General features: G+C 43.0%; 24 protein-coding genes. 4 read left to right on the forward strand and 20 right to left on the reverse strand.

The annotated features are described in order from the left end of the window. Positions 1-70: 70 nt before the first annotated feature. A complete protein-coding gene (locus tag ACIG3F_RS01415) occupies positions 71-718 on the reverse strand; it encodes an HAD family hydrolase (protein WP_004645903.1) in 648 nt (215 codons plus the stop codon). 98 nt (positions 719-816) lie between these two features. Here ACIG3F_RS01415 and ACIG3F_RS01420 point away from each other — a divergent pair, with 98 nt between their 5' ends. Continuing rightward, complete coding sequence (locus tag ACIG3F_RS01420) at positions 817-1,584, forward strand: hydroxymethylpyrimidine/phosphomethylpyrimidine kinase (RefSeq protein ID WP_035341206.1); 768 nt, start codon at positions 817-819, stop codon at positions 1,582-1,584. A 78-nt stretch (positions 1,585-1,662) separates the two neighbouring features. On the opposite strand, the gene ACIG3F_RS01425 is transcribed toward ACIG3F_RS01420, so the two are convergent. From ACIG3F_RS01425 to acnD, 16 genes are all read right to left on the reverse strand, one after another. Beyond that, on the reverse strand, positions 1,663-2,721 hold the full coding sequence (locus tag ACIG3F_RS01425) for a DUF1176 domain-containing protein (RefSeq protein WP_082180559.1): 1,059 nt from the start codon (positions 2,719-2,721) through the stop codon (positions 1,663-1,665). 3 nt (positions 2,722-2,724) lie between these two features. Then, positions 2,725-5,163, reverse strand: a complete 2,439-nt coding sequence (locus tag ACIG3F_RS01430; RefSeq protein WP_396469053.1) for an AI-2E family transporter — start codon at positions 5,161-5,163, stop codon at positions 2,725-2,727. 121 nt (positions 5,164-5,284) lie between these two features. Next, a complete protein-coding gene (locus ACIG3F_RS01435; RefSeq protein WP_004732099.1) occupies positions 5,285-5,725 on the reverse strand; it encodes a nuclear transport factor 2 family protein in 441 nt (146 codons plus the stop codon). Positions 5,726-6,209: 484 nt separating this feature from the next. Then, positions 6,210-6,515: a 5-carboxymethyl-2-hydroxymuconate Delta-isomerase gene (locus tag ACIG3F_RS01440; RefSeq protein WP_004732101.1), complete on the reverse strand. Its 306-nt coding sequence runs from the start codon at positions 6,513-6,515 to the stop codon at positions 6,210-6,212. A gap of 135 nt (positions 6,516-6,650) precedes the next feature. Next, on the reverse strand, positions 6,651-6,989 hold the full coding sequence (locus ACIG3F_RS01445) for a zinc ribbon domain-containing protein YjdM (protein WP_004732103.1): 339 nt from the start codon (positions 6,987-6,989) through the stop codon (positions 6,651-6,653). A 124-nt stretch (positions 6,990-7,113) separates the two neighbouring features. Further along, a complete protein-coding gene (locus tag ACIG3F_RS01450) occupies positions 7,114-7,560 on the reverse strand; it encodes an SRPBCC domain-containing protein (RefSeq protein ID WP_004732106.1) in 447 nt (148 codons plus the stop codon). A 242-nt stretch (positions 7,561-7,802) separates the two neighbouring features. Beyond that, positions 7,803-8,192 carry a ribonuclease E inhibitor RraB gene (locus ACIG3F_RS01455; RefSeq protein WP_004732107.1) on the reverse strand — a complete coding sequence of 130 codons (390 nt, stop codon included), beginning with the start codon at positions 8,190-8,192 and terminating at the stop codon, positions 7,803-7,805. Positions 8,193-8,453: 261 nt separating this feature from the next. Then, complete coding sequence (locus tag ACIG3F_RS01460; protein WP_004732109.1) at positions 8,454-9,386, reverse strand: DUF4041 domain-containing protein; 933 nt, start codon at positions 9,384-9,386, stop codon at positions 8,454-8,456. 585 nt (positions 9,387-9,971) lie between these two features. Next, on the reverse strand, positions 9,972-10,637 hold the full coding sequence (locus ACIG3F_RS01465; protein WP_004732111.1) for a pseudouridine synthase: 666 nt from the start codon (positions 10,635-10,637) through the stop codon (positions 9,972-9,974). A gap of 84 nt (positions 10,638-10,721) precedes the next feature. Beyond that, positions 10,722-11,435 (reverse strand): SIMPL domain-containing protein, encoded by a 714-nt coding sequence (locus ACIG3F_RS01470; protein ID WP_004281732.1) that lies wholly within the window; start codon positions 11,433-11,435, stop codon positions 10,722-10,724. Between the two features lie 122 nt (positions 11,436-11,557). After that, complete coding sequence (locus ACIG3F_RS01475; RefSeq protein ID WP_004281731.1) at positions 11,558-11,806, reverse strand: DUF6868 family protein; 249 nt, start codon at positions 11,804-11,806, stop codon at positions 11,558-11,560. 529 nt (positions 11,807-12,335) lie between these two features. Beyond that, positions 12,336-12,599 carry a hypothetical protein gene (locus ACIG3F_RS01480; protein WP_004281730.1) on the reverse strand — a complete coding sequence of 88 codons (264 nt, stop codon included), beginning with the start codon at positions 12,597-12,599 and terminating at the stop codon, positions 12,336-12,338. A gap of 113 nt (positions 12,600-12,712) precedes the next feature. After that, a complete protein-coding gene (locus ACIG3F_RS01485; RefSeq protein WP_004732115.1) occupies positions 12,713-12,934 on the reverse strand; it encodes a hypothetical protein in 222 nt (73 codons plus the stop codon). A 164-nt stretch (positions 12,935-13,098) separates the two neighbouring features. Then, positions 13,099-13,242 carry a zinc ribbon-containing protein gene (locus tag ACIG3F_RS01490; RefSeq protein WP_004645925.1) on the reverse strand — a complete coding sequence of 48 codons (144 nt, stop codon included), beginning with the start codon at positions 13,240-13,242 and terminating at the stop codon, positions 13,099-13,101. A gap of 510 nt (positions 13,243-13,752) precedes the next feature. Further along, on the reverse strand, positions 13,753-14,268 hold the full coding sequence (locus tag ACIG3F_RS01495) for a hypothetical protein (RefSeq protein WP_004732120.1): 516 nt from the start codon (positions 14,266-14,268) through the stop codon (positions 13,753-13,755). Between the two features lie 163 nt (positions 14,269-14,431). Beyond that, positions 14,432-17,050 carry a Fe/S-dependent 2-methylisocitrate dehydratase AcnD gene (acnD, locus tag ACIG3F_RS01500; protein WP_004732123.1) on the reverse strand — a complete coding sequence of 873 codons (2,619 nt, stop codon included), beginning with the start codon at positions 17,048-17,050 and terminating at the stop codon, positions 14,432-14,434. Positions 17,051-17,563: 513 nt separating this feature from the next. On the opposite strand from acnD, the gene ACIG3F_RS01505 reads away from it, so the two are divergent. Continuing rightward, positions 17,564-19,696 carry a multicopper oxidase family protein gene (locus ACIG3F_RS01505; RefSeq protein WP_004732125.1) on the forward strand — a complete coding sequence of 711 codons (2,133 nt, stop codon included), beginning with the start codon at positions 17,564-17,566 and terminating at the stop codon, positions 19,694-19,696. A 114-nt stretch (positions 19,697-19,810) separates the two neighbouring features. Then, complete coding sequence (locus ACIG3F_RS01510) at positions 19,811-20,536, forward strand: folate-binding protein YgfZ (RefSeq protein ID WP_004732127.1); 726 nt, start codon at positions 19,811-19,813, stop codon at positions 20,534-20,536. 52 nt (positions 20,537-20,588) lie between these two features. On the opposite strand, the gene ACIG3F_RS01515 is transcribed toward ACIG3F_RS01510, so the two are convergent. Beyond that, positions 20,589-20,834 (reverse strand): hypothetical protein, encoded by a 246-nt coding sequence (locus tag ACIG3F_RS01515; protein ID WP_004645929.1) that lies wholly within the window; start codon positions 20,832-20,834, stop codon positions 20,589-20,591. Between the two features lie 263 nt (positions 20,835-21,097). On the opposite strand from ACIG3F_RS01515, the gene ACIG3F_RS01520 reads away from it, so the two are divergent. Continuing rightward, positions 21,098-21,895 carry a tetratricopeptide repeat protein gene (locus tag ACIG3F_RS01520; protein WP_004732129.1) on the forward strand — a complete coding sequence of 266 codons (798 nt, stop codon included), beginning with the start codon at positions 21,098-21,100 and terminating at the stop codon, positions 21,893-21,895. Between the two features lie 82 nt (positions 21,896-21,977). Here the strand turns inward: ACIG3F_RS01520 and ACIG3F_RS01525 are convergent, their stop codons facing one another. Both ACIG3F_RS01525 and ACIG3F_RS01530 read right to left on the reverse strand, forming a co-directional pair. Beyond that, positions 21,978-22,904 carry an AEC family transporter gene (locus ACIG3F_RS01525; protein ID WP_004732131.1) on the reverse strand — a complete coding sequence of 309 codons (927 nt, stop codon included), beginning with the start codon at positions 22,902-22,904 and terminating at the stop codon, positions 21,978-21,980. A 60-nt stretch (positions 22,905-22,964) separates the two neighbouring features. Beyond that, positions 22,965-24,074 carry an NADH:flavin oxidoreductase/NADH oxidase gene (locus ACIG3F_RS01530; protein WP_004732133.1) on the reverse strand — a complete coding sequence of 370 codons (1,110 nt, stop codon included), beginning with the start codon at positions 24,072-24,074 and terminating at the stop codon, positions 22,965-22,967. Between the last annotated feature and the right edge of the window lie 13 nt (positions 24,075-24,087).

Consider the following 24,087-nt stretch of genomic DNA (forward strand, 5'->3'; position numbering starts at 1 on the left):
ATAGATGTAGCAGCTTATAGACAAAATATCTCTAAAAATCAGCTCAAATAAAATAAGCAAAAATTAGGGTTTATTTAAAATAATCTAGCAACTGATTAAAGCGGTCTATTTGATATTTAGGCTGTGCCAGTGCTAACTCTTCCTGACTACCATAACCATAATTTACCGCAATAGTATCAATACCATTTTGACGGGCACCAAAAATGTCATGCTCACGGTCACCCACCATCAGGCATTGATCGGCCTGTAATTTTTGCTGCTCTAAAATATACTGAATCAGCTCAGCTTTATTGGTTCGCTCGCCATTCAGCTCACTACCATAAATGTCGGTAAAATACTGGGCCAGATCAAAATGTTCCAGAATCTGTTTGGCATACACTGTCGGTTTTGCTGTAGCGACAAACAAGCGATAACCACGGCGTTTCAGTTCTGCCAGCGTTTCTGCTACACCCTCAAAAACATGATTTTCATAGAGACCCTTGACTGCAAAGCGCTCCCGATAACCCATCAAGGCCTGTTCAGCCAGAACATGATCGGCCTCAACATTTAAAATTTTGGCAAGCGAGGCTTTTAAGGGCGGACCAATAATCCAGTCGATATTGATCTCGTCACTAATCGGATGACCGATCTTTTCCAGACCATAGCGTGCAGACGTCGTAATCCCCACTTTCGGATCGGTTAATGTCCCATCCAGATCAATTAAAATATTCTTAATCACCGCCCATCCCCTCTCATTAGTACCGATATAAATTAATATCGAGAGTTCATTCAAATTTGCCTATACTAATGCAATTTTAGTGAATGAAGGACATCATTTTGCGCCCTACCGTACTTTGCTTTTCCGGTTTAGACCCTTCAGGTGGAGCCGGCCTTCAAGCAGATATTGAAGCCATTGGTCAAAGTGGTGCACATGCGGCAATTGCCTGCACAGCCCTCACTATTCAAAATTCACAGCAGGTTTTTGGTTTCGAAGCCACTTCCAGAGAATTGCTGTTGGCACAGGCCAATGCGGTGGTCAATGACCTGCCCATTCGTTGCGTAAAATCTGGCATGTTAGGCACCACAGACAATATCGCAGCACTGGCCGAGTTTCTGGCTGCACATCCAGATTATCTGTATGTGCTGGATCCGGTTTTGGTCGCGAATAGTGGCGGTTCGCTGGGTAATCAAGAAACGCTGGTCAAAGCATTTACCCAGTTGATTCCATTAGCCACTATCTTAACGCCGAACACGGTTGAACTACGCGCCCTGACGGGTGAGCAAGACCTCAAACTGGCCACTCAAAAATTATTTGAAATGGGTGCACAGGCAGTTTTGGTCAAAGGTGGCCATGAAGATACGCCAGATTACATTCAGAACAGCCTATATATCGCAGGTGAGCTGGTCAACGAAACTCGCTGTCCACGTCTGCCAGGTGAATATCATGGTTCAGGCTGTTCACTGGCCAGTTTCATTGCCGGACGTCTGGCCATGGGTGATCAGTTGAAAACTGCGGTACAGCATGCTGAAACCTGGTTATTTGGGGTATTAAAAAATGCTGAAATTCCTGTTCCAAATGGCCAGAGAATTCCAAAGCGTTTTTAAGATCACACTTCTTAAAATCAAAACTAAAAAAGCCTGAGTCATTCAGGCTTTTTTATCACTGCTATTTTTTAAACAATACTATTTGGCCTGATAAATGATTTTGCTTACATAGGTCGGTAAATTCCAAGCACCACCGGCGAAGCCTTTGCATTGTACGGTCAGACCACTGAAGCTTTTGACAAATTTCTTGCCATTCCAGGCCCATTCGTTCTGACTCAGACAATCGCCCAAACCACGCACTTTATGCCCGGAAAATATCTGGCCTTGGTTAAATGTTTCTCCCGAGGTCGTCACCAACTGTTTAAATTGCTTGTTTCGATCCATCAGCCAGAAGCCACTACCCATATTATAAGCCCCACGCCAGCATGGAATCTGAATCAGTTGATTCTGGGCATTAATGGGATAAATGGTCATAACATCATCATCCAGAAAACGCTGGCTAAACAGCAAATCACATTGATCTTCCTTGGTGGTGGCTTGCAGTTTTCGAATCATCTGCTGACTGGCTGCCGTATTCAGTTTTGCTTGAGTGACTTTGCCTGACTGATATTTTGGTATCTGAATTTTCGGTATCGCTGCAGCTTTGAGCACCGCCTGATTGGATTTTTTCCCCGGCCTGATCAAGGCTGAGGGCGTAGAAAGTCGACGCTGAAATTCATCCATCTTCAGCAAAACGGCACTGGCACCGGAAGTCGACAGGTTCCAGCGTGATTGCGTATTCTTAAATACAACCGGAGCTGTTCCCTGTACAGCTTTTAGCAAGGCTCGCGTTTGATCAGTACTGAGTTGCCCTATTCCCTCCCGATTCAGACCAATCACACCATAAGGTGTGCTGGCAATTTGTAGCTGAAGCTGTCGTGTAGGTGTGGCAGCAGCTAAGGGTAAAATCTGGACTTGGGCTTTGATACTACTGTTTGCACCCGCAGCACGCTCTAGTAGCACCGAAACCGGCTGATCAATATCTTGATCCGATTGATAACCGGCAGCGCGGCAGGTGCCGGTATTATCACAGGCAATTTCCCAGTCTTTATGTGAAAAATGTAGGTCCTGCATGGCCGCTAGACTTAATGAGCTAATACTGGCTAGACTAAATATGATACTCATAATTTTGATGCTGTAGATCCATTTTTGTTTCATCATCTAGTCCTTATTTAAAATGCTTGCCGAGGTGGCTGGCTGCATCTGCTCAATCTGCTTCTGTTTATCTTTTTTCTTGCGCTCATTGCTCAAAGTCGCCATTAAATCCTGCGCCAAAGCCTTAAGTAGAATCATATCTTCGGCCTGCATCTGTCTCGGCTGCTTGTCCAGCAGACACAGACTCCCAAGCGCAATTCCATTTTTATCTTTTAAGGGCACACCGGCATAGAAACGGATATGATGCTGTCTTAACTCTGACAAATGTGGAAAGCGCGGGTCACGTTGCAAATCTTCTATCACCAAAGGCTCGTTTTGATAGAGCAGATGGGTACAGACTGAATCCTTGCACATTTGTCGGGTTGCTACAGGTTCTTGGGTAAAAGGACTGACTGGAATATACATTTCGTGCTGATTCAGCCAGGAAATTTGTGCGTAATCAACGTCAAAGGCTTGACGGGCTTCTTCAATATATTGTTTATAAAGGATCTGATGAAGGTGATCTAATAATCCCAACTCATTTAAAGCCTGCTGCCGTTCTTTTTCATTCTTGATCTCCAGATTCTCAAACCAGCTTTCCCCTTCATTCAAGGTATAAGTTTCGATAGTCAGAATCAGATCATCGACATTATTGACCAGTGCCTCCAGCTCAAAACATTGTTGCAGTTCATCCAGAAGCTCCAGCTGCATCACGCTCCAAGTCGCAAAAATGATTTTCAGCTCAGGATATTGCTGCGCCAATCGATATTTCAGCAACCGAATCTGTGCTGCAGGCGCATGATGAAAAATCGACACACATAAAATCTTGATTGAAACTGGCAGTACAATGCCCTTTCCTGATTCACTGGATTGAATCAGCACATCCGGATCATTTCGGGCAGCAATATTTTTGAGATTCAACGCGTGTGCCAACATGGCAGAAATCTGGGTGTCAATTTCCCAACGCGCACCAACGCAATAGACTTCGGGCTGCTCGTTACTTAATTTACTCGGATAAGCTTTTTGGAATGCATGATTAAAGAACTGCAAGCCCTGATAAAGACGCAACCGGTGCTCGGCAGTAACATCGGTATCATGTCCTTGAGAATAAATCCGAATGGCTGGAATGGCCACTTCACCATAGAACATTTGTACCCGACGGGCCACCTCCTCCGCACTGGGCTTTTTTGGCAATTGCGCACAGATATAATCATTGGCTACTTGCATTGCATCATTGACTTCGTCGGCTACCAGTCGCTGATAAAAGCGTTCGAAGGGTGACAATACTGGCGTACTGCCAAGCAAAGTTTTGACAAAACCCAGTGCCGGCACGTAGTTGGACAAAACCAGCAGGCAGGCAGTCAAAGGCGTCGACAAGATCAACCCCACCGGTCCCCAGAGGGTGGTCCAGAACGTGGCAGCCAAAATAATCGCTAAGGTAGACAGACCGGTACTTTCCCCATAAAGCCAAGGTTCAATCACGTTATTGCTGATCAGTTCCAGCACCAGAATCAAGGCGACAGTCCAGAGCACCATGTCCCAGCCCGGATCAACGGCGAAGGCCAGCGTAATCGGGAAAATAGCTGAAACGATCGGGCCAACATAGGGCACAAAACGCATAACCACCGCGACCAGCCCCCACATGATCGCTGCCGGCACCCCAATCACCAGCAGCCCAATCGCCATGGGAATGCCATAAGTGACATTGACCAGCAGCTGCATGCGCAAATAGGTTCCGATACTTTTGCCGGCATCATCCAGCGCATCGGTGCCGATATTCAGATTACCGCCCAAGAGTTTCAGAAAACGGTCATGCAAGTCTTTGCCATTGAATAAAATTAATACCATAAACAGGAACACAATCCCGATAATCGCCAGTGGATTCAGAATTTTATTCAACCAGTCTAGGGCAGCCTCTTCACTCGTTGGTTCCAAACCGACCACTTTGACATTCTGCACATTCGGGTCTTCTGTTTCATGTTCGGGTGTATCTATCGAATTTTCTACCGTGTCAAAGGTCTGGATCGCGCCATCCCACATACTCGGTCCCTGACGATAGTTTTCAAGCATTTTTAGTTTCTGCTGGATGGTGTCCTGATATTGCGGCAGTTCCTGACTCAACTTGCCGAGTTGTACTCCCAGATAAGTTGCAGTGCCGCCCAGAAATGACAAGGTCAGGCACATGACCAGGCCAATCGCCGCCCATTGGGGACAGCCCCAGCGCTTTAAGCGAGAAACCAGAGGAGAAAGTAAAAATGCCAGCAGAATGGCCAGAGCCAGCGGAATAAAAATATCACGACCAAAATACAATGCCGTCATGACTACAGCAGCAATTACAAAGCCTGCCATCATTCTGAGTGCATGTTGGGTGCGCTGCCGCTCGGACTGATCCGGCATCAATACTTCAGTCTGTTGTTGCAGGTTGGCCTGTCGTGGTTTTACTTGACTGTTCTTGTTGTTATCCACCTGAAAAGTCCTAAAATATTATTCCTTCAACATAATTTAGGACTTTCTATATTTTTGTTACAAAGGTATTCCTGTAATCATTTGCAAAGATATTTCACTTAAATCTTTTCAGGTAAATAGATTAACTCACGCTTTTGATCCGGCGCATTTTCCGGGTTTCGAGTTGCACAGGGACTGAAGTATGTTGATGCAGCAATTGCCATTTGCCCTGCTGCTTGCTCAGGCACATGCTGACCCGACACCAGCCCAGCTGGAAAATCGGTTCAATCACCGCATAACTCACCCGTACATAACCATCGACTACAGCCAGATCAGAAGTGACATGAATATTAAGGTCTTGGCGTTCGATGCGTATGCCTTCCGGTATAAATGCCCGATATTGCTGCCAGAGTGCCTGATAGGCTTCTACACCTTTAACCTCCATACTGACATCAACCAGACGGATCTCCGGTCGGCACAATTCAATAATATCCTGAATTTCGAGTCTGGCTATGGCATTATCCCACTCTCGAAGAAATGCCATGACTTCCCGAACCAATTGTTCATCCCCAAAAATCTGCATCAAATTTTCCTCAACCGGACAAGTCAGACCTGAAATCTTGGATTCAATCAACTCACCGGATTTCTGATCTTTTTGTTCTTATTATTTTGCCTATGCTAAAGCGCTGTTTTCGCTTTGCTCTCTCCATTGTCTGATTCGGTACAGCTCGCCTGAAGATTATTTTTAAATTATTTTTATTTCAATCAGGATGAATATGCCGTTTCTAGATTGGATGATTCAAAAATCAGCAGCGATTAAAAGTTACTTTAGAACTTTTATCGTATGTCTGTAAATGACATAAAGCGTCATTTAAAAGAAAAATATATTTAAATCTGAATAAGATAGCTGACCATTGCAAACCAAGTCGATCTGTTTATAAATTTCGTACGGCGTTGATAAAATTTCAAGCTATTTGATCCATGTCATATCAACAGATAAAAGCCATCCTTCAGACAATAGCTTTACTATAAGTCTGCTTTGGCATTTCAATGATTTCGACACAAAGTTATATTTTCAATTCAGGCTGTGGCGCAATATATTGCTGCATGAGGTCGAGCACCAATTTGAAAATTGCCTGACGAACTTCGACACTGCGACCGCTCAACAGTGAAGCTTTGGCATACACATAGGCCTGATCTGTAACAATATTCAGTCCAATCATATAGTCCTGCTGCATAATCGCGCGACTTTTTAAATCATTGAGATCCGTGACATAGCTGGCGCTAAAAAGTGCCTCATGGATCGCGACCAATAAGGATTTGATCTCAATATGTTGCAGATTGTCAGAATATTCCAGATGCAGGTGCGGCATTAAAGTGGTCTCAAATCGAAATGCGAGGATCAGGGCGGCAGGAAAATGATCAGCCCAGAATTTCAGCAATAATGAGAATAATACGATACATCAACCGTATTATTCTCTCGTCAGAATTTTAGTCTAGGGCTAAATTTAAGCTTTCTTTACATATTCTGATTTCAGTTTCATCGGGCCGATTCCCTCGATTTTACAATCGATATCATGCCCATCTGCAGCATCAGGCAACAAACGGATACTTTTGACTTTGGTGCCCACTTTCACCACTGAAGATGAACCTTTGATTTTCAGGTCTTTAATCACTGTTACCCTATCACCGTCCGCCAGTACATTGCCATTGGCATCCTTAATGATCACTTGCTCTTCAGTGATTTCACCTTCTTTCCACTCGTGTGCGCATTCTGGACAGATCAGTAGATCGCCATCTGCATAGGTATATTCAGATTGACATTTTGGACAGTTTGGCAGACCCATAAGAACCTCGAAAAAAAGAGAAAAATAAAATAAATGAAACAAATAAGCGCACAGTATAGCATCTTTGTCAGGCGCGCTCATGGAGAGGACATGAGGATGAAGCCAACATAGGAGATCGAAGGAATTAATTGTCTGAAATCTGCGGATTAACCAGCAAAGACAGAAGTTGCAGTGATTCCTGCCAGCTCAAATGACATACCGCTGGCGGCACCACATCCGGATAACCTACCTGAATAATGTGTAAACCTGTACCGATTGAGACTTTTTCAAAGATGATCGTGACCTCTATTTCACCCTGCAAGTCGGGGGTAGAAAACTGATCGGTATAGCGCAGTAGCTGATTGGGAATGACCTCATGATAAATGCCATGAAAATGATGCTGGGTTCCGGTAGAAAAATTGGTAAAGGTGGTTTTATAGCTGCCACCAGGTTTGACTTCCGCATGTTCTACTTTGGCAATAAAGCCATGTGGTGCCAGCCATTTGGCCAATGCATCCGGATGCACAAAGGCACGATACACCCGCTCCGGTGGTGCACTGAACACACGATGCATTTTTAAGGTGTAACTCATTTTTTCTTGTCCTTTGTTCTTATTATTTTTTTATTGCGGGATATTCCCTGCATTTATTGTGACTAAATCATCAGCCTGAGTTAAGTACTCATCTGAGTTATTTTATCCAGTTTTGAGCTGGCTATATATAATGAGTATGTATCTATACTCAAGCTCAAATCTTCATATAACGATTAAATAGAGCAATAAAAACCCCGGCAGCACCGGGTCTCTTACTTTAAATGCTTTAAATACAAGCATGCTCAGCTACTACGCAGGCTGCCCTCTTCGTCATCCAACTCATCATCATAGACATAGGCCATGCAACCCCAACCATCATATTCACCCTGAAATTGTGCCGCGATTTTGCTGAACCATTGTTCCAGATCCACGATATCTTCGTAAGCAGGTTCCATATACACATAAATCGTGATGATCCATTCCAGGGTATCGCTTTCTTCGTCCTGAAACAGGCTGATTTTTTGCTCTTCTTTTAATAGATGCAAGGCACAACGATCCGCCTGCGCTTCATCCGCAAAGGCAATCGAAAATTCAATTTCATGTGCCTCTTGCAAGTCGTCGCCATCCTGATGCATTTGCCACAGTACATTGCCATTTTCATCGTCCGGGAATTGATTGTAATCACGTGACATAGAAGTATCCTTATTATGATGCTGTTTTATTCTGCATTTAAGATTAGCTGATTTTCGTACAATTATCGAGATACAGACAAAAAATATTATCTTTTAACCATAAATAAACATATGATTTTTATAAATATAAAAATAAGTAAGAGGATCAATATAGTCAAGATTCCTCAAGGCCAAAAATCCTGAAAAATATCAGGATTTAAACCAACTTATGGCATTCAGAATACTCTGGTAAAAATCTTCTAGACCTATGAATGTCATGATCTACGCGATGTGTGGATGCAGATGATCCTGTTCCAATTGCAAAACCAGCGCAGCAAACTTGAGTTCTTCTAAACGCAGATCAAGATAGGATTCTTGAATCATCGCCTGACTCAGTGTCTGCCCGGTATAATTCAGCAAGACATAATCATCCTTTAAGGCCTGCAATATCTCGCCCAAATTTTCTGTGCTTAATTGAGAGAGATATAAATCTGCCTTACAGTTGAAAGCCAGACTCAGGATTTCAATAGTACTTCGACGGCGATTGTCGTCGACATAATTACAGCTCGCCACCTGCTGTTTTTCTATGGCCTGTTGAATTCTGTCACGGACATTGCGTAAATGCCGAACCGCATCCGTTTCGCTATAACCCTCAATCAGCTGCTCTAAAACCTGTGTTGCGGGAAGCTGCAAGCCGAAGCGCTGGGCCTGTATTTTATGCTGTAAAGCACTCAATACCTCTTGCAAGCGATGCTGTTGTTTAGCCTGTTCATAATAACCGTGCAAACTTTGTCGGGCCTCCTGCTCAACCTCGGCCACGGCCTGCGCCTGAAACTGGGCAAGATAATCTTTTACTCTTGCGATATAGGCTTTGAGATCATCGATCATGATCGAAGCATCCAGCTTGGTCGCTTCAACAAAGTTTTCAGCCTGCAAAGTCCGGTTAATAATATATTGCTCGATATCCCAGATATCCTGATATTTTTTATATTTATTCAGGGCAATGTTTAAACTGCCATTTTGTACCCGCAATTGGGTGATTTCATAATTCAATTCATCGACTTGAGTTTCATAATCTGCCAATTTGCTGCGGGAATGATCCAGGTTTTCCTGTAAAAACTGGATATTGCTGCGTAATGAAGCCTGTACCTTTAAGCTCCATAGCAATGCACATATTAAAATACTCGCGAGAACGAAGAGAGCCATACTGAGCATCGTTCTTTCCTTTAACCCCGGGCAGCGCCCTAAACCATCAAATTAAAAATTTATTATAAAGTCATGATTAATTTTGCATCACTTCGGCCAGATAATCAAAGCCGTTGATCAATACTAAGTCATTCATTCATTTTATTTTTCTACAAAATTTTTATGTGCAAGTCATGTATGACTGACTACTTTCCAGCTCAAGACAAATCCATTCTGAAACAACTTACGATATTTTTTATATCAAAGGATATAATTTGAAAGTTTAAAAATAATGAAAGGAAGGTTAAAAAATCATAAAAATAAAGGCATCAGGCCTATAGCGGGAGATAAAAGAATAAAAAATCTCTAGGCTTATCGTCAAGAGATAAACCGAACATTAAAAATTTATGTGCGGTAGTGACAACCGATCAGGCAATGGATCAGTAGAAAATTTCATTTGAACATGCTTGTAAAGCTACTCATCTCCAAGCTACTATCGAAATAAATTCTCACACTTTTTATTCGGGTTGCCCAGTTTAAGGGCTTGAACCTCATTATATTTATGAGCTTAAAAAACATGTGTCCGGTTGAATCTAACTATTAAGCAGAATCAAATTAGAACGGTATGGCTGCCTTAATTTCGACCGTGACACCACTCAAAGGCTGGGTAAAAGCCAGATAACTGGCATGCAAGGCCATACGATTTAAAGGACTGCGCTGGGGTTCAGGATGATAAATTTTATCGCCAGTAATGGGATGACCGATATGCAGCATATGCACTCGTAGCTGATGGGAACGGCCGGTAATGGGGGTCAACAACACCCGACTAATGTCTTGCTGGGGTAGATATTCTAAGGCCTGATACAAGGTTTTGGCGGCCTTGCCCAGTTCAAAATGCACCATCTGACGCGGACGGTTTTCCCAGTCAGTAATCAAAGGTACTTCGACGCTGCCCTCACCCTCAAGTTTGCCTTGTACCAGCGCGACATAATTTTTAAGTACCGTGCGTGCCTGAAACATTTTACTCACTGCCACTTCTGCATCGCGGTGTTTGGCAAACATCAAAATACCGGAGGTGGCCATATCCAGACGATGGGTAATTTTGGCCTGCGGATACTGGTCCAGTACCCGCAAATAGGCACTGTCGTGATGTTCAGGTAAACGCCCCGGAACCGACAATAATCCGGCCGGCTTTTCAATCACCACCAGATCATCATCTTCATAAACGATATGCAGCGGTTCTTGCGGTGGACAATAGACAAAGTCGTTATTGATGGGCATTTTAAGGGTACAGCATCTGGAACAATGCGCGCAAAATAACAAGCGGCTTCTAGGCTGTCAATTACCGTGCTTGACCAGCTCAGCTTAATCTGCCAGATAATAATCGACCGTCGAGACTACACGCACTTTCTTCAAATACGGGGTATTGCTGTCGCGATCTTCAATACTAAACAGCCCCTGATTGGCGGACTTGATTTTGCCCAGACTGCTTTTTGAATCTGCCGCAAATTTTTCGGCTACACTGCGCGCATTTTCGGTGGCCTGTTCAATCATCGCCGGCTTGATGTCATTCAGCTTGGTAAATAAATATTCCGTTCTTTGTCCAGAATCATCTCCGGCAAAGGCAATGCCTTTTCGACCCAAAGCCACCAGACGACTTTGTGCCGCACGCACTGCATCTATTTTATGGGTATAGACTGTAATGGTCTGGCTGGCGGTGTAACGTAGCGCGACATTGGCATCCCCGCCATATTGCTGGGCGTATTTATCGGTGATACTCGGTGAAGCACTGGTAATTTCTTCCGTGCTAAATCCTTCATTTTTTAAGAAGGTCTGAATTTCCTGGGTATTGGTTTGCATGGTATCGTACAATTCGGCCAAATCCTGACTGCCGGCATTAAAGCGGATTGGCCATACCGCCACATCGGCTTTGACTTCGCGTTCCGACAAGCCTTTGACCGAAACTATACGTTCATACTGTTTAATTTTCAGCGCGCTATTGCCCAGAATCCATCCTGTAATAATCATTCCCAAGCCGATCAAGGCGCCTAAAATCAGGGCCGGTTTGAATTGATTCATCCTTCAACTCCTTTGAAATCTTTTTTCGTTCTTATTGATCCTGCCACGCTATCAAGTAGCGATAAAATGATACTAATTCAATCTTATTTTTATCACTCGAAGATTCAATCACAACATCGTACTTAACCTTGATTTATCAGATAGATTGCAATTAACGGCGTCAGGTTAAACAGCAGAATCCCAATTTTATAGAGCGCCATCCCTGAATAATGAATCACATCGAAACTGGTATCTGACAGCTGAAACCATTTTCCATGCACCTGTTTCATCCAGTTTCGGGCAAAGACAAAGACCACGAACCAGATCATGAGAATGACATAATTGATCAGTGTGCAAAACAGTAAAAAGCGACACCAGATATCGAGATTCATGAGGATTCCCCTAAGGGGCAGCTGATGTTTTAAAATAACAGATCATGTTGAGAAATGAAGGGCTTATTTGTATCTTGCGCAGCTAGATATTTTTCTTAAATTTATGATTTATATTTATTTTAATTTTTTATTCTGCGTATATTACTAGAGAATTTTTTAGGGTGTTGGGAAAACTCGCAATGGTTTACTTCAACTATCATTCTTTGTAAGACCTGATCTTATAGCCTATAAACTTTTGGTCTATAGCGTCCTAAGCCGGATCGAGACCTTTTGGGTTCGTACTGCACTCGCGTTTTGCGCCGCTCACAGCATGCTACTCTTTCCGATCCCATCACACCCTTGAAAGCTATATTAGGCAAAGATGGACGGGATTAATTTCCTATGTTTTTTTAATTTCGATTAAATCTGAAAATTTATTTCACTATTAACCCCAATATAGAGAAATAAATTCCATTTCTTATTTTTTACGCTTTTTTATTCGCCAAAATGAGACTTTATTGCAATTTATATTCAGGAAATAATTACTATTTTATTGAAAGAATGTTCCCTGAATCCATTGCGCACTAAACCACCAGGCACTGATCGCTGACATCCCGCACAGAAGATTGGCCAAGACCTTGTTGAGCCTGGTCAGTTCAGAACTATAAATTTTCAGATTAAGCAGATAAGCGATCACAGCGTAAAACGAGCCAATCGCGCCCCCAAAAAGAATCAGGATCAGCGGCCATGCAGAATAGAAATGGGCTTTTTTATCTAATTTTCCTGATTCTGGCGCGTGCTGTTGAATATCCATAGGTGATAGCCCTCTTTTTAATATATGCACTTGCACTATTTCTAGGCAGATATTTATCCTTTAGAAAATATTTGCCTTCTAGGACTTTCACTGAAGCAAGAAGCAGACCAGTTTTAACGTACAAAAAGCTGTCGGGTATGATGATTGATATAGGCATTTAGCCCATCCCCATATTGAGCGAGCTGTTTCATGTTTTCGACATGCTGATAACCGGCACTGCTATAGCTGTAGGTATAGACTTTCGAGGTTTTCTTAAATTGAACCCGAATAAACTCGTTACCAATCTCATAATTGGCAACACCTGAGTCATGATTAAGATCAAGATAATGTTGCAATTGAGCTGCCCTAAACACTGTGAATCTAGAGTTTTATATGGGGTTTTATTGATCAATTTTCAAACAAATTTAAATCATAAATAGCGAAGTTTAGATAGCAAAAAGCCCTATTGAGTAATAGGGCTTTCGTTCAAAACAGAGGATAACTGTTTGAGTTGTCTTGCTTAGGCATTCTTATTGTTAAATTGATTGCCTTGGCATTTGGTACACGGTGGTAAACGATCAGTACCAATTTCTAAGTAGGTGCGGTGTCCGCATTGAACACAAAAATAGAAGCCTGTTCCGGGTTTTTCGCCAGCAGTAACCATCTTTGTTCTCCATGGTTTTAGAAATGGTCTAGCTAGTATAACCCTCTGGTGATGAATGTCTATTGTCCATTTTTGTAAATGATAGTGTCGTTTGGGCGAAGTAGTATTTCTAATTATTATTTAGTAACTTGTTTATTAAATAATGATTTATTAAAAATTTTTCAAGTTAAGTAGTTTAATAACATTGAGATAACTGATGCATAAGGCCAAGTCTAGTGAAGTGCGTTAATACAAAATTATCACCATAGCCATATGAAATTTTATATTCCCTTAAACTTATAGACGTCTTTAATCATTGAGGAAGCTGAATTTCTTAAGTATAAAAGGAAAAGTACTTGTTTGTATTTTCTTGACAAAGACATTAATGCTTTAAATAAAAACCCCACTTCACAGTAGAGTCTTTTAAAAAATATCAAAAACTTTAACTTAATTTTTTAATTTAGGTAGTACAACCTTTTAAAGAATTCTATACGCAATGCTAAATTAAAAATATTAAAGGCTAATATTTTTTTAAATTAAAGTAAAAAAGTATTCAGTATTCTTTATAGGCTGAGTAGTTACTTCATATGCACAATTTTCGATTTTTGCTTCATTAATTGGCCCCAAATGTATTCCCAAACACCATAAAGAACGTGAGGTATCTATTCCTGAATACTTAATATTTTTAAATTTTTTCACATCATTTACCATATATCTGAGACAAGAAGTAGGGCTAATATCTTGTTTAATTTCTAATGGTATAGAGGAGGTTTTTTGTTTTTGATGAATCATAAAATCTAATACTGCTGATCTTTTTATTTTACTTTTTCTACCATCTAATGGGTAACGAATTTCTCTATCCACTTTTTTTACTTTTGCATGATTTGTTAAAAACAAATAATATTCTACCTGAAGCCAAATTTCCCAACCTTTGACTTGAAACTCATAGAAATCATTTAATTTTCTAACAATGTCCTCCTTTTCAAAAAACTCTTCACTCACTTTAAGAATAAATTCTCTATCTTTTTTTGTAATCACATCATTCATTGTTTTACTCAAACTAATTTAAAAACCCCACTTTAAAGTAGGGTCTTTTTTAAATAATATCAACAACTTTAATCTACCCTTGCGAAGCAATACTTCTCACCTTTAAAAAAGGAGGGAGTTCCCCTCTTTTTCAAAGAGGGGCTAGGGGGGATTTACAAAAAGATTAAGCCACATTCCCTTCCAAAAAGTCCTGTGCAAAGCGTTGCAATACACCACCCGCTTCATACACATGCACTTCTTCTTCAGTATCTAAACGGCAAGTCACAGGCACTTCAATAATCTGGTTCTTACCATCATCGGTTGAACGCTCAATCACTAAAGTTAAAGTCGAACGTGGCGCGATATTACCAATCACGCTATACAGCTCAGTACCATCAAGACCTAAAGTCTTACGATCTGTACCCGGTTTAAACTCAAGCGGCAACACCCCCATACCGACCAGATTGGTACGGTGAATACGCTCAAAACCTTCTGCCACAATCGCTTCAACACCTGCCAGACGAACACCTTTCGCCGCCCAGTCACGACTCGAACCCTGACCGTAATCCTTACCGGCAATAATGATCAACGGCTGTTTACGGTTCATGTAGATTTCAATCGCTTCCCACATCCGCATCACTTCGCCTTCCGGCTCCACACGCGCTTTCGAACCCTGTTTGATCGTGCCGTCAGAACGCACCACCATTTCATTAAACAGTTTCGGGTTGGCAAAAGTCGCACGTTGCGTCGTGAGGTGATCACCGCGATGCGTTGCATAAGAGTTAAAGTCTTCCTCAGGCACACCCATTTTTTTCAGGTATTCACCTGAAGCACTGTCGAGCACAATGGCATTCGATGGTGATAAATGATCAGTGGTGATGTTATCGCCCAAGATCGCCAGCGGACGCATATTTGACAAGGTACGCGGTGCAGCCAAAGCCCCTTCCCAATACGGCGGACGGCGAATATACGTACTTTGCGGACGCCAGTCATACAACGGACTTGTTGCTTTTTCATTCACACCCAAGTCGAACATCGGAATATAGATTTTTTTGAATTGTTCTGGTTTTACAGCAACTTTCACCAGCGCATCAATTTCTTCATCCGATGGCCAGATATCTTTTAGATAAATCGGATTGCCGTCTTTGTCTGTACCTAAAGCATCTTTTTCGATGTCAAAACGAATCGTACCGGCAATTGCATACGCCACCACTAAAGGCGGTGAAGCCAAGAATGCCTGCTTCGCATATGGATGAATACGCCCATCGAAGTTACGGTTGCCCGAAAGCACCGCTGTTGCATACAGATCACGGTCGATAATTTCCTGCTGAATCTTTGGATCTAATGCGCCCGACATGCCGTTACAGGTCGTGCATGCATAGGCCACGATACCAAAGCCCAGTTTTTCTAAATCTTTAAGTACGCCTGCTTCTTCCAAATACAAAGCAGCCGCTTTAGAACCCGGTGCAAAAGAAGATTTCACCCAAGGCTTACGGACTAAACCGAGTTCATTGGCCTTACGCGCCAGCAAACCTGCCGCCACGGTATTTCGCGGGTTTGAGGTATTGGTACAAGACGTAATCGCCGCGATAATCACCGCGCCATCTGGCATTAAGCCTTCAGCTTCTTGCGCACGTGCAGCATCTAGATTGCCTGCAATGCCTTTTTCTTTTAAGTCAGATGTCGATACACGAGCATGTGGATTGGATGGGCCAGCAATGTTACGGGTTACTGTTGAAAGATCAAAACGCAATACACGTGGATATTCTGCCTGAGTCATATCCGATGCCCACAGACCAATCTCTTTGGCATAAGTTTCAACCAGTTTGACTTGCTCAGGCTCACGGCCGGTCAAGGTCAGATAATCAATCGTGTTCTGATCGATATAGAACATCGCAGCCGTTGCGCCATATTCAGGGGTCATGTTGGAAATCGTGGCACGATCACCCACTGACATGCTGTCTGCACCTTCACCGAAGAATTCTAAGTATGCCCCGACCACACGTTCTTTACGCAGGAATTCTGTCAGTGCGAGCACAATATCGGTTGCGGTAATGCCCGGCTGACGCTGACCAACAAACTCCACCCCAATAATATCTGGCAGACGCATCCAAGACGCACGCCCCAGCATCACGTTTTCGGCTTCGAGTCCACCAACACCAATCGAGATCACGCCAAGCGCATCAGTATGTGGGGTATGTGAATCTGTACCGACACAGGTATCTGGGAATGCCAGGCCATCACGGTTTTGAATTACCGGAGACATTTTCTCCAGGTTGATCTGGTGCATGATGCCATTACCGGCAGGAATCACATCGACATTTTCAAACGCGGTTTTGGTCCATTCAATAAAATGAAAACGGTCTTCATTACGACGGTCTTCAATGGCACGGTTTTTCTCAAAAGCATCCGGATCAAAACCACCAAATTCCACTGCCAATGAATGATCGACAATCAGCTGGGTCGGTACCACTGGATTGACTTTAGCCGGGTCACCGCCCTGTTCTGCAATTGCATCACGTAAGCCGGCAAGATCGACCAAAGCCGTTTGTCCCAAGATGTCGTGACAGACCACACGTGCCGGATACCATGGAAAATCATGTTCCTGTTTACGCTCAATCAGCTGTCGCAAAGACTGTTCTAAAATGGCAGGATCACAACGACGAACCAGCTGCTCAGCAAGCACTTTGGAGGTATAAGGAAGTTTGGCATATGCGCCTGGCTGAATATCTTCTACGGCCTGACGCACGTCATAATATTCCAGCTGGGTGGATTGCAGCGGTTTACGGTAGTTGTTGTTCATAGCTTGCCTGCCCTCGTTTATTACTCTTTTTTGCACATCAAAATTTATTGATGACTTGTTTTTAATCAAGGCATTGTACGCTGCCGAAAGTCCATTTCCCAAATCTTATAATTTTCAATAGTTTAATTATAGAAATCGGTCTATTTTAATAAATTTGTTATCTGGCCTTTAGAATTTTTGCTTTAAAGCGGTCTTTTGCTAAAAAAATCTGAATAATTCGCCTTATTCTTTAGTCTTATGTTGCAAAATATTTCTCTAAATTTTTATTTTATTATTAATATAAACCACTAATATCATTAATAAATAATTAATTTTATTTGCATTTTCCCCAAAGATAAAAAAATATAGTCTCTCTGGTTTTCCTAGGCCTGTCCTGCCGCCGCATTTAGCAAAATTTCAATCCCCTAATTTGGGATAGCAGATTTTTTAAAACTATCAGAAGCTCAGTGTGACGCATGTCACATTCTTCGCAATCCTCACATTAAAACAATAACCATAACAGGCAGAACTGAAATGTTGAAAATCGCAATATTCGGAGCTATAGCCGCCATTTTGACGTTCTTAGCTCGCGGTTGGGATGGAACAAAAAATCCATCACCACCGTCCAATCCATCTAACCCGTCCCAACCTTCTCATCCCTCACACCCCATACCTCCACCCAAACCCTCACATCCCGTTCCGACAACATCAGACAGCTTGATTAGCAACCCACCCCTGTTACCAAAAAGTGCCAAGGGCAAATATGAGCTGATCGTGGCTTATAAAACCAGCAAGCTCTATAACCCCAGAAACGGCTCATGGGATCAGGTGCTGCTGAGAGGCTATTTAACCAAACCCGGTTTATTTGATAAGAAAAAAACTGGTGAATATGTTGAGGATCAATTGGTCGGGCCACAGATTCGGGTCAAACAGGGTGAAACCATGGCACTTAACCTGAATAACCAGCTTCCACCCGAGTCAGAAACAACTTGTCCAACGCATGTTGAGAATGTAAATGAACCACATTGCTTTAATACCACCAACCTACATACCCATGGCTTCTGGGTCAGTCCTCAAGGCAATAGCGATAATGTCTTTTTGAAATTCAAACCTCAGGAAAAATTTGATTATCAGTTCAAAATGGAACCGAATCATCCCGCAGGGACTTACTGGTACCACGCCCATCTGCATGGCTCAACTGCTCTTCAGGTGTCAAATGGCATGGCCGGCCCATTGATTGTTGAAGGTTCAAGAACACCAAAAGTCAAAAATGGCAAAGTCACCTCAACTGGAGATATGGATATTTTATGGAAAGAAAAAAACAGTTACCCCAACGAAAACATCCTGTTGTTCCAGCAAATCCAATATCGCTGTAGCAATCCCGATCCTAATGTCACATTCGCTGTTCCCAATAACTGTGAAGGCTTAGGCATAGGCATGCTGGAAAATTATAATGACCTCGCTGCATTTTCCTCTTGGGGCGACAATAACTACTACACCTCTATCAATGGTAAAATTTTAGGTGAAATCAAAGCAGAACAGAATCAATTTAACCGCTGGCGCATGATTCATGGCGGTGTACGCGATACCATTGGTTTAATCATTAAGGAAATTCCTAACTCCAGTAAGTTTAGCGCAGAACAAACTATTAAAGCCTGTTCAGCCTATCAGGAGGCAGACAAGAAAGCTGAATTTGACAAGCTGAATAGCCTGAATGTGCATACCATCGCGCAAGATGGCTTAACCATGAATCATGTACAGACCAGAACCCTGTCCGTGTTCCATCCAGGCTATCGTCATGATGCAATGGTTGCTTTTCCGACCACCAATAGATACTGCATTTTTGACACCAAATTGAATATCGATGATGAAATTAACGCGCCATTACCGAATATAGGTCCTCAAATTGCTCCAAATCATCGGTTCAATGCCCAACTGCTGGGATGGGTCAATGTAAAAGCAGCCAAGACCAAGCCTCAGACTGCTGCCCAGTTCCTGAAAGATCGGGCACAAAAAATTGGTTTAAGCAAAGACATTCAGACCCAGTTATCTCAGCTTAATCTTTCTGCGTTTAGTGATCATCCATCACTGATGACACCGGAAATTGATAAAGTAGTTGCTGCCCGACCAAAACAATATAGTGCTTTTTCGCTCGGCCCCGACCCTAGAACTGGCATATTCAAATTTGGCTTCCGGCATAAAAAAGATGGAGATACACTGAGTTTTGGAGATTTCTTTGATGGAGATGGTTCAGTAGATGGCGAATATGTCCGTCAGTTACAAGTTGGACAGACTGATGAATGGGAACTGACCAGCGCTGGTTTTGGTGGTCATCCGTTCCATATTCATGTTAACCCGTTCCAGATTGTTAAAATTTTGAATCCTCAAGGTAAAGATGTCAGTGAGTCAGTAGCCCCAGAAGATCCGGTGAATCCAGTTCTGGATGATGTGCAATACCGTGGCATGAAAGGACAATTTAAGGACACGCTTTTTGTAAAACAAAACTATACCTATATTGTGCGCAGCCATTACAAGAAATTTGAAGGTGACTTCGTACAGCACTGCCATATCCTCGACCATGAAGATCAGGGCATGATGGAAACCGTACGGGTCTGTGGAGGCAAATTCCCTTGTGATTCGCCATTACCGGCTAGCCATCACCACTAAAGACCTGCTCGCTAAAAGCCAATGATTTCGATTGTTGGCTTTTTTGTTTGCCTCTATTTGATGCTTGCTGCACAATAACTGCATTGATTTATAGTATTCAAACCGGGGCTTATTATGGCAGCGTCTCCTGCTTTTACATTGTTTAGTCTGAATGGTGTAGATGCACAAAAATTCCTTCAAGGTCAGGTGACTTTGAATACTGAAACTTTGGCGGAAAACCAGACACGCTATACTGCAATCTGCAGTCTGAAAGGCCGCATTCAATTTGGCTTATGGCTTAAAAAAATCAGTCCGGAAAGCTTTGAAATCGTGAGCACTGAAGATCAGTCCACGGAACTGGCCAATCATATTAAAAAATTTGGTGCCTTCTCAAAAATGAAACTGGAATTGGTCGGTCCAGTTTATCCAGTCATTAATGGGATTCATACTGACTTTGTGACGACTGAAACCGATGTGACGATGTGGGAACAGCAAGCCATTGAATCAGGTCAGGCCTGGATTCAGGCTGCGACTGCCACCCTGTTTCAACCACAAGAATTACGTTTGCATCAACGCGAAGGCATTCACTACGACAAGGGTTGCTACCTGGGTCAGGAAGTGATTGCGCGTTTATGGTTTAAAGCCAAGCCAAAACACTGGTTACATCTGGTTCAAGGCACAGGTGCCGCGCCTGATGTTGCGACCAAATTGAGTAATGATGTTGAAATTGTCAATAGCATCGCGATTGAGGATGGTTATAAAGCGCTAGTCGTGGCAAAACCTGAAGCATTGACCGAGCTAGGTCTAGAAGTTCTGGAACTTCCTGAAGCCTTAAGTGGTGATGTGGCGCGTCCGCAATAATGAGTGCTTAGCACATAAAAAAAGCCAAGATGAAATTCTTGGCTTTTTTGTTTTAAAAACCATGAAACAGCTTATTCATGTCTTTTACCACATAATCTTTGAAATGATAGGCTCGCGCATGTTTGGCATCAAACTTTGCCGTGAGTTCACCTTTTTGAAAGACATATACCCGGTCTTCCTGACTCATCAAAAACTCTGCACCAAGTTTCATCAGCAGCGCATCAATCTTGTCTTCATCGGCAATCGATTCATCAGCATTGATTCTGTCATAGTGACGTTTAATGGTTTTGACAAACATGGTGAAATCCTGGGAGTCTGATTCAAACCGAGATTTAAACAGAGAAGTCGGCTGAAGCAAAGTAATCCTTTTGATATCTGCAGGATTGATCAGAAATCTGTCCGAATCATGCATCGATTTAATCGGTGTATTGTGCTTCGATGATTTGTATTTAGTGACAAATTGTATATTTACAAAGCACAAAATCCTTTTATGATGTAAGTGAAAATGATTAAAACCGCACCAAGGAATAAGGTGCCAGCAATAATAAGGTTATAGGAACCATGAAAAAATTAGTACTCGCTACAGTTCTTGCCCTTTCTGGGCAATTCGCTCTGGCAAATACCGTAAAAGATCAAGTCGATCCCCAATTCCAAAAAGTTGAGGCCATGGTCAAAGCCAATAATTTTAAAGGTGCCTATGACGCTTTAAATCAATTGGCCAGTCAGGGAAATGCCCAAGCTTTATATAACTTAGGCTATTTGACTCAAACCGGCCAAGGTACAACCAAGGACGAGAAAAAAGCCATTCAGCTCTATGAGCAGTCTGCCAGCAAAGGCTATCCGGTGGCCAATTATGTATTGGGTAAAAATTACGCGGCCGGCACACTCGGACTCAAACAGGATTTGACCAAAGCCAAACAGCATCTGGAACGCGCTTCGGCAGCCAAGTTTGATGATGCCAGCATTGATCTGGCCATACTGCTGTTTTCTGAAAATACGGCAGCGTCAAATAAAGCCGGACTGCAAAAGCTACAACCGTTGATCAGCAAAGGCAATATGCAGGCCATTCATGCCAAAGCCTTATATGACATCAGCAGCGGTTTCAAAAATAAAGATGAAAAACCGATTCAGCAAGGTCTAAGCAGCATTCAGGAACTGGCCAAAAAAGGTTATATTCCGGCGCTGATGGCAGTGGGCAATATGTTTGCCAATGGCAGTATTGTTCCGCAAAATCTGCCAGAAGCGAAGAAAATCTTTGCCGCACTGGCGCAGCAAAATGTTCCACAGGCCAAAGAGTCTTTGGCAGCAGTAGATAAAATGCTGGCTGAGCAGAAAAAAGCACCTGCGAAGAAAAGTTAAGTGAACCGATAAAACTCAAACATAAAAAAGCCCCATGCAATTTGGGGCTTTTTTTGTGGTGGAGCATCCATCTTCTAAAAGATTATCCCCACCACAAGGCAATTAAGCCACTGGTCACGATAAAACCGGCAATGGTACTCATCAACAATGGCGTTAAAGTTCGATCATTCAGACCATACGCCTGTCCCAACATGCCAAAAATCGTCGGCATCGGCAAAGCTGCAATGAGCGTACCAGCATGGACCATTTCCTGACTTAAATCAGTTAACTGGCTCAGTCCCAGATACATCAATAACGGCATCATGATATTGCTGGAAAATACCAGATAGAAACTTTGCAGATTGACATATTTCAGACTCATTCCTACGATCCCGCCGCCAATGGCAAACAAGGCCAATGGTGAGGCCGTCTGACCAATCAAGGCGAAGACCTGATCGAGATAGACTGGAATTTTAATCTGGAAAACCGCACAGGCCATGCCGAGCATGACCCCCATAAATAAGGGATTCTTCAGCAAGGTCAGCAGTACACTTTTCAAAATGGCGCCAAGATTTGCCTGATGTTGTGTGCCCAGCGCAGCCATGACCAGCACCAGCGGAATCAGCAACACGCTTTCAATGATGACCACCAGAGAGGTATAGGTCATCGCCTGTTGCCCGATCAATAAGCTGAGCACAGCCGTACCAATCAATCCAGTATTTGACATTGCAGCGCCCAACGACAGCACTGCACTTTGCGAATGCGTATTCTGAAAATGACGGCGCATAATCCAGAAGCCGCTACCATAGAGCAGCAAGGTCACACTGCTATACACGGCAAAGTATTCAAAATACCAGATTTCATGCAGGTCTTTGGAGGCAAGGGACTGAAAGAACAGCAAGGGCAAGGCCACTTTAATGACAAAAGCACCGACCGTCCCCACCTGCTCTTTGCTTAACACTTGACTCTTTACAGTCAGATAACCCAGTGCCAATAATAAAAATATGGGCACAATGACCGCAAAAATCATAATGCAGTATCCTCTTGCCAGTGATATTCCATTATAAGAATTTCTGAGACTAAAGCAGTGTTAAAAAGGCTCAAACAGGTGATTCAAACCATGCGGTGCACAGCGCAGATATTGCGGTGAAATCTTGATTTTTTCCTCAAGTGCTGCCGCTGCATGCCAAGGCCAATGTGGATCATAAAGAATGGCACGAGCCAAGGCGATGGCATCAGCTTGACCCTTTTGTAAAATATCTTCTGCCTGCTTAGCTTCAGTAATCAAACCTACAGCAATCACGGGAATACTCACGACTTTCTTGATCGCATCTGCAAAAGGCACCTGATAATTCGGCTTCACATCGATGTTCTGTTTGGCATGTAAGCCGGCACTGGAAATATGAATATAGGCAGCACCCGCAGCTTCCAGTGCTTTGGACAATTCAATTGAAGAATCAATAGTCCAGCTATCTGGCTGATCCATCCAGTCGCTGGCCGAAATACGCACTCCAATCGGATAACCTTCTGGAACCGCCGCCTTCATGGCTTGTAATACTTCCAGAGTCAGGCGAATCCGGTTCTCCAGTGAACCGCCATACTGATCATCACGTTTATTGGAAAGCGGTGACATGAACTGATGCAGTAAATAACCATGCGCTGCATGCAGCTCAATCAGGTCAAAACCGGCCTCAACTGCACGTTTGGCACTTTTTGCAAAGTCAGCAATGACCTGCTCAATTTCCGACTGGCTTAAGGCTTTAGGTGGATGTTCATCGGCCTGAAAAGGAATATCACTGGCAGAAACAGTTTGCCAGCCATGTGCTTCATTCGGCTTAAACTGACCTTTACCTGCCCATGGTTTATCTGTTGAAGCTTTACGTCCGGCATGTGCGAGCTGAATGGCAAAAGGCATCGGGGAAATGGATTTAACTTTTTCCAGTAAGGTCTTGATCTGCTTCGCCTGTTCGTCATTCCACAAACCCAGATCGGCATAACTGATCCGGCCTTCTGGCTGTACCGCAGTCGCTTCGACGATACATAAACCTGCACCCGATAAGGCATAGTTGGCCCATTGCTGCTCGTGCCAATAGGTAATTTCCCCTTGCTCTGTTGCAGAGTACTGACACATCGGCGCAATTACGATTTTATTTTGAAGTTGCAGTGATCCAAATTGAATAGGTTGAAATAGTAATGCCACGCTGTATTTCCTC

The organism is Acinetobacter sp. NPDC052428, assembly GCF_044547685.1.
In the GTDB taxonomy this organism is placed as follows: domain Bacteria; phylum Pseudomonadota; class Gammaproteobacteria; order Pseudomonadales; family Moraxellaceae; genus Acinetobacter; species Acinetobacter lwoffii_G.

Excerpts from the sequence above, each read along its gene's own strand:
- ACIG3F_RS01425 (WP_082180559.1), bottom strand. The coding sequence starts at position 2,721 with ATGAAACAAAAATGGATCTACAGCATCAAAATTATGAGTATCATATTT.
- ACIG3F_RS01435 (WP_004732099.1), bottom strand. The coding sequence starts at position 5,725 with ATGCAGATTTTTGGGGATGAACAATTGGTTCGGGAAGTCATGGCATTT.
- ACIG3F_RS01440 (WP_004732101.1), bottom strand. The coding sequence starts at position 6,515 with ATGCCGCACCTGCATCTGGAATATTCTGACAATCTGCAACATATTGAG.
- ACIG3F_RS01445 (WP_004732103.1), bottom strand. The coding sequence starts at position 6,989 with ATGGGTCTGCCAAACTGTCCAAAATGTCAATCTGAATATACCTATGCA.
- ACIG3F_RS01450 (WP_004732106.1), bottom strand. The coding sequence starts at position 7,560 with ATGAGTTACACCTTAAAAATGCATCGTGTGTTCAGTGCACCACCGGAG.
- ACIG3F_RS01455 (WP_004732107.1), bottom strand. The coding sequence starts at position 8,192 with ATGTCACGTGATTACAATCAATTCCCGGACGATGAAAATGGCAATGTA.
- ACIG3F_RS01460 (WP_004732109.1), bottom strand. The coding sequence starts at position 9,386 with ATGCTCAGTATGGCTCTCTTCGTTCTCGCGAGTATTTTAATATGTGCA.
- ACIG3F_RS01465 (WP_004732111.1), bottom strand. The coding sequence starts at position 10,637 with ATGCCCATCAATAACGACTTTGTCTATTGTCCACCGCAAGAACCGCTG.
- ACIG3F_RS01470 (WP_004281732.1), bottom strand. The coding sequence starts at position 11,435 with ATGAATCAATTCAAACCGGCCCTGATTTTAGGCGCCTTGATCGGCTTG.
- ACIG3F_RS01475 (WP_004281731.1), bottom strand. The coding sequence starts at position 11,806 with ATGAATCTCGATATCTGGTGTCGCTTTTTACTGTTTTGCACACTGATC.
- ACIG3F_RS01480 (WP_004281730.1), bottom strand. The coding sequence starts at position 12,599 with ATGGATATTCAACAGCACGCGCCAGAATCAGGAAAATTAGATAAAAAA.
- ACIG3F_RS01490 (WP_004645925.1), bottom strand. The coding sequence starts at position 13,242 with ATGGTTACTGCTGGCGAAAAACCCGGAACAGGCTTCTATTTTTGTGTT.
- ACIG3F_RS01495 (WP_004732120.1), bottom strand. The coding sequence starts at position 14,268 with ATGAATGATGTGATTACAAAAAAAGATAGAGAATTTATTCTTAAAGTG.
- acnD (WP_004732123.1), bottom strand. The coding sequence starts at position 17,050 with ATGAACAACAACTACCGTAAACCGCTGCAATCCACCCAGCTGGAATAT.
- ACIG3F_RS01505 (WP_004732125.1), top strand. The coding sequence starts at position 17,564 with ATGTTGAAAATCGCAATATTCGGAGCTATAGCCGCCATTTTGACGTTC.
- ACIG3F_RS01510 (WP_004732127.1), top strand. The coding sequence starts at position 19,811 with ATGGCAGCGTCTCCTGCTTTTACATTGTTTAGTCTGAATGGTGTAGAT.
- ACIG3F_RS01515 (WP_004645929.1), bottom strand. The coding sequence starts at position 20,834 with ATGTTTGTCAAAACCATTAAACGTCACTATGACAGAATCAATGCTGAT.
- ACIG3F_RS01520 (WP_004732129.1), top strand. The coding sequence starts at position 21,098 with ATGAAAAAATTAGTACTCGCTACAGTTCTTGCCCTTTCTGGGCAATTC.
- ACIG3F_RS01525 (WP_004732131.1), bottom strand. The coding sequence starts at position 22,904 with ATGATTTTTGCGGTCATTGTGCCCATATTTTTATTATTGGCACTGGGT.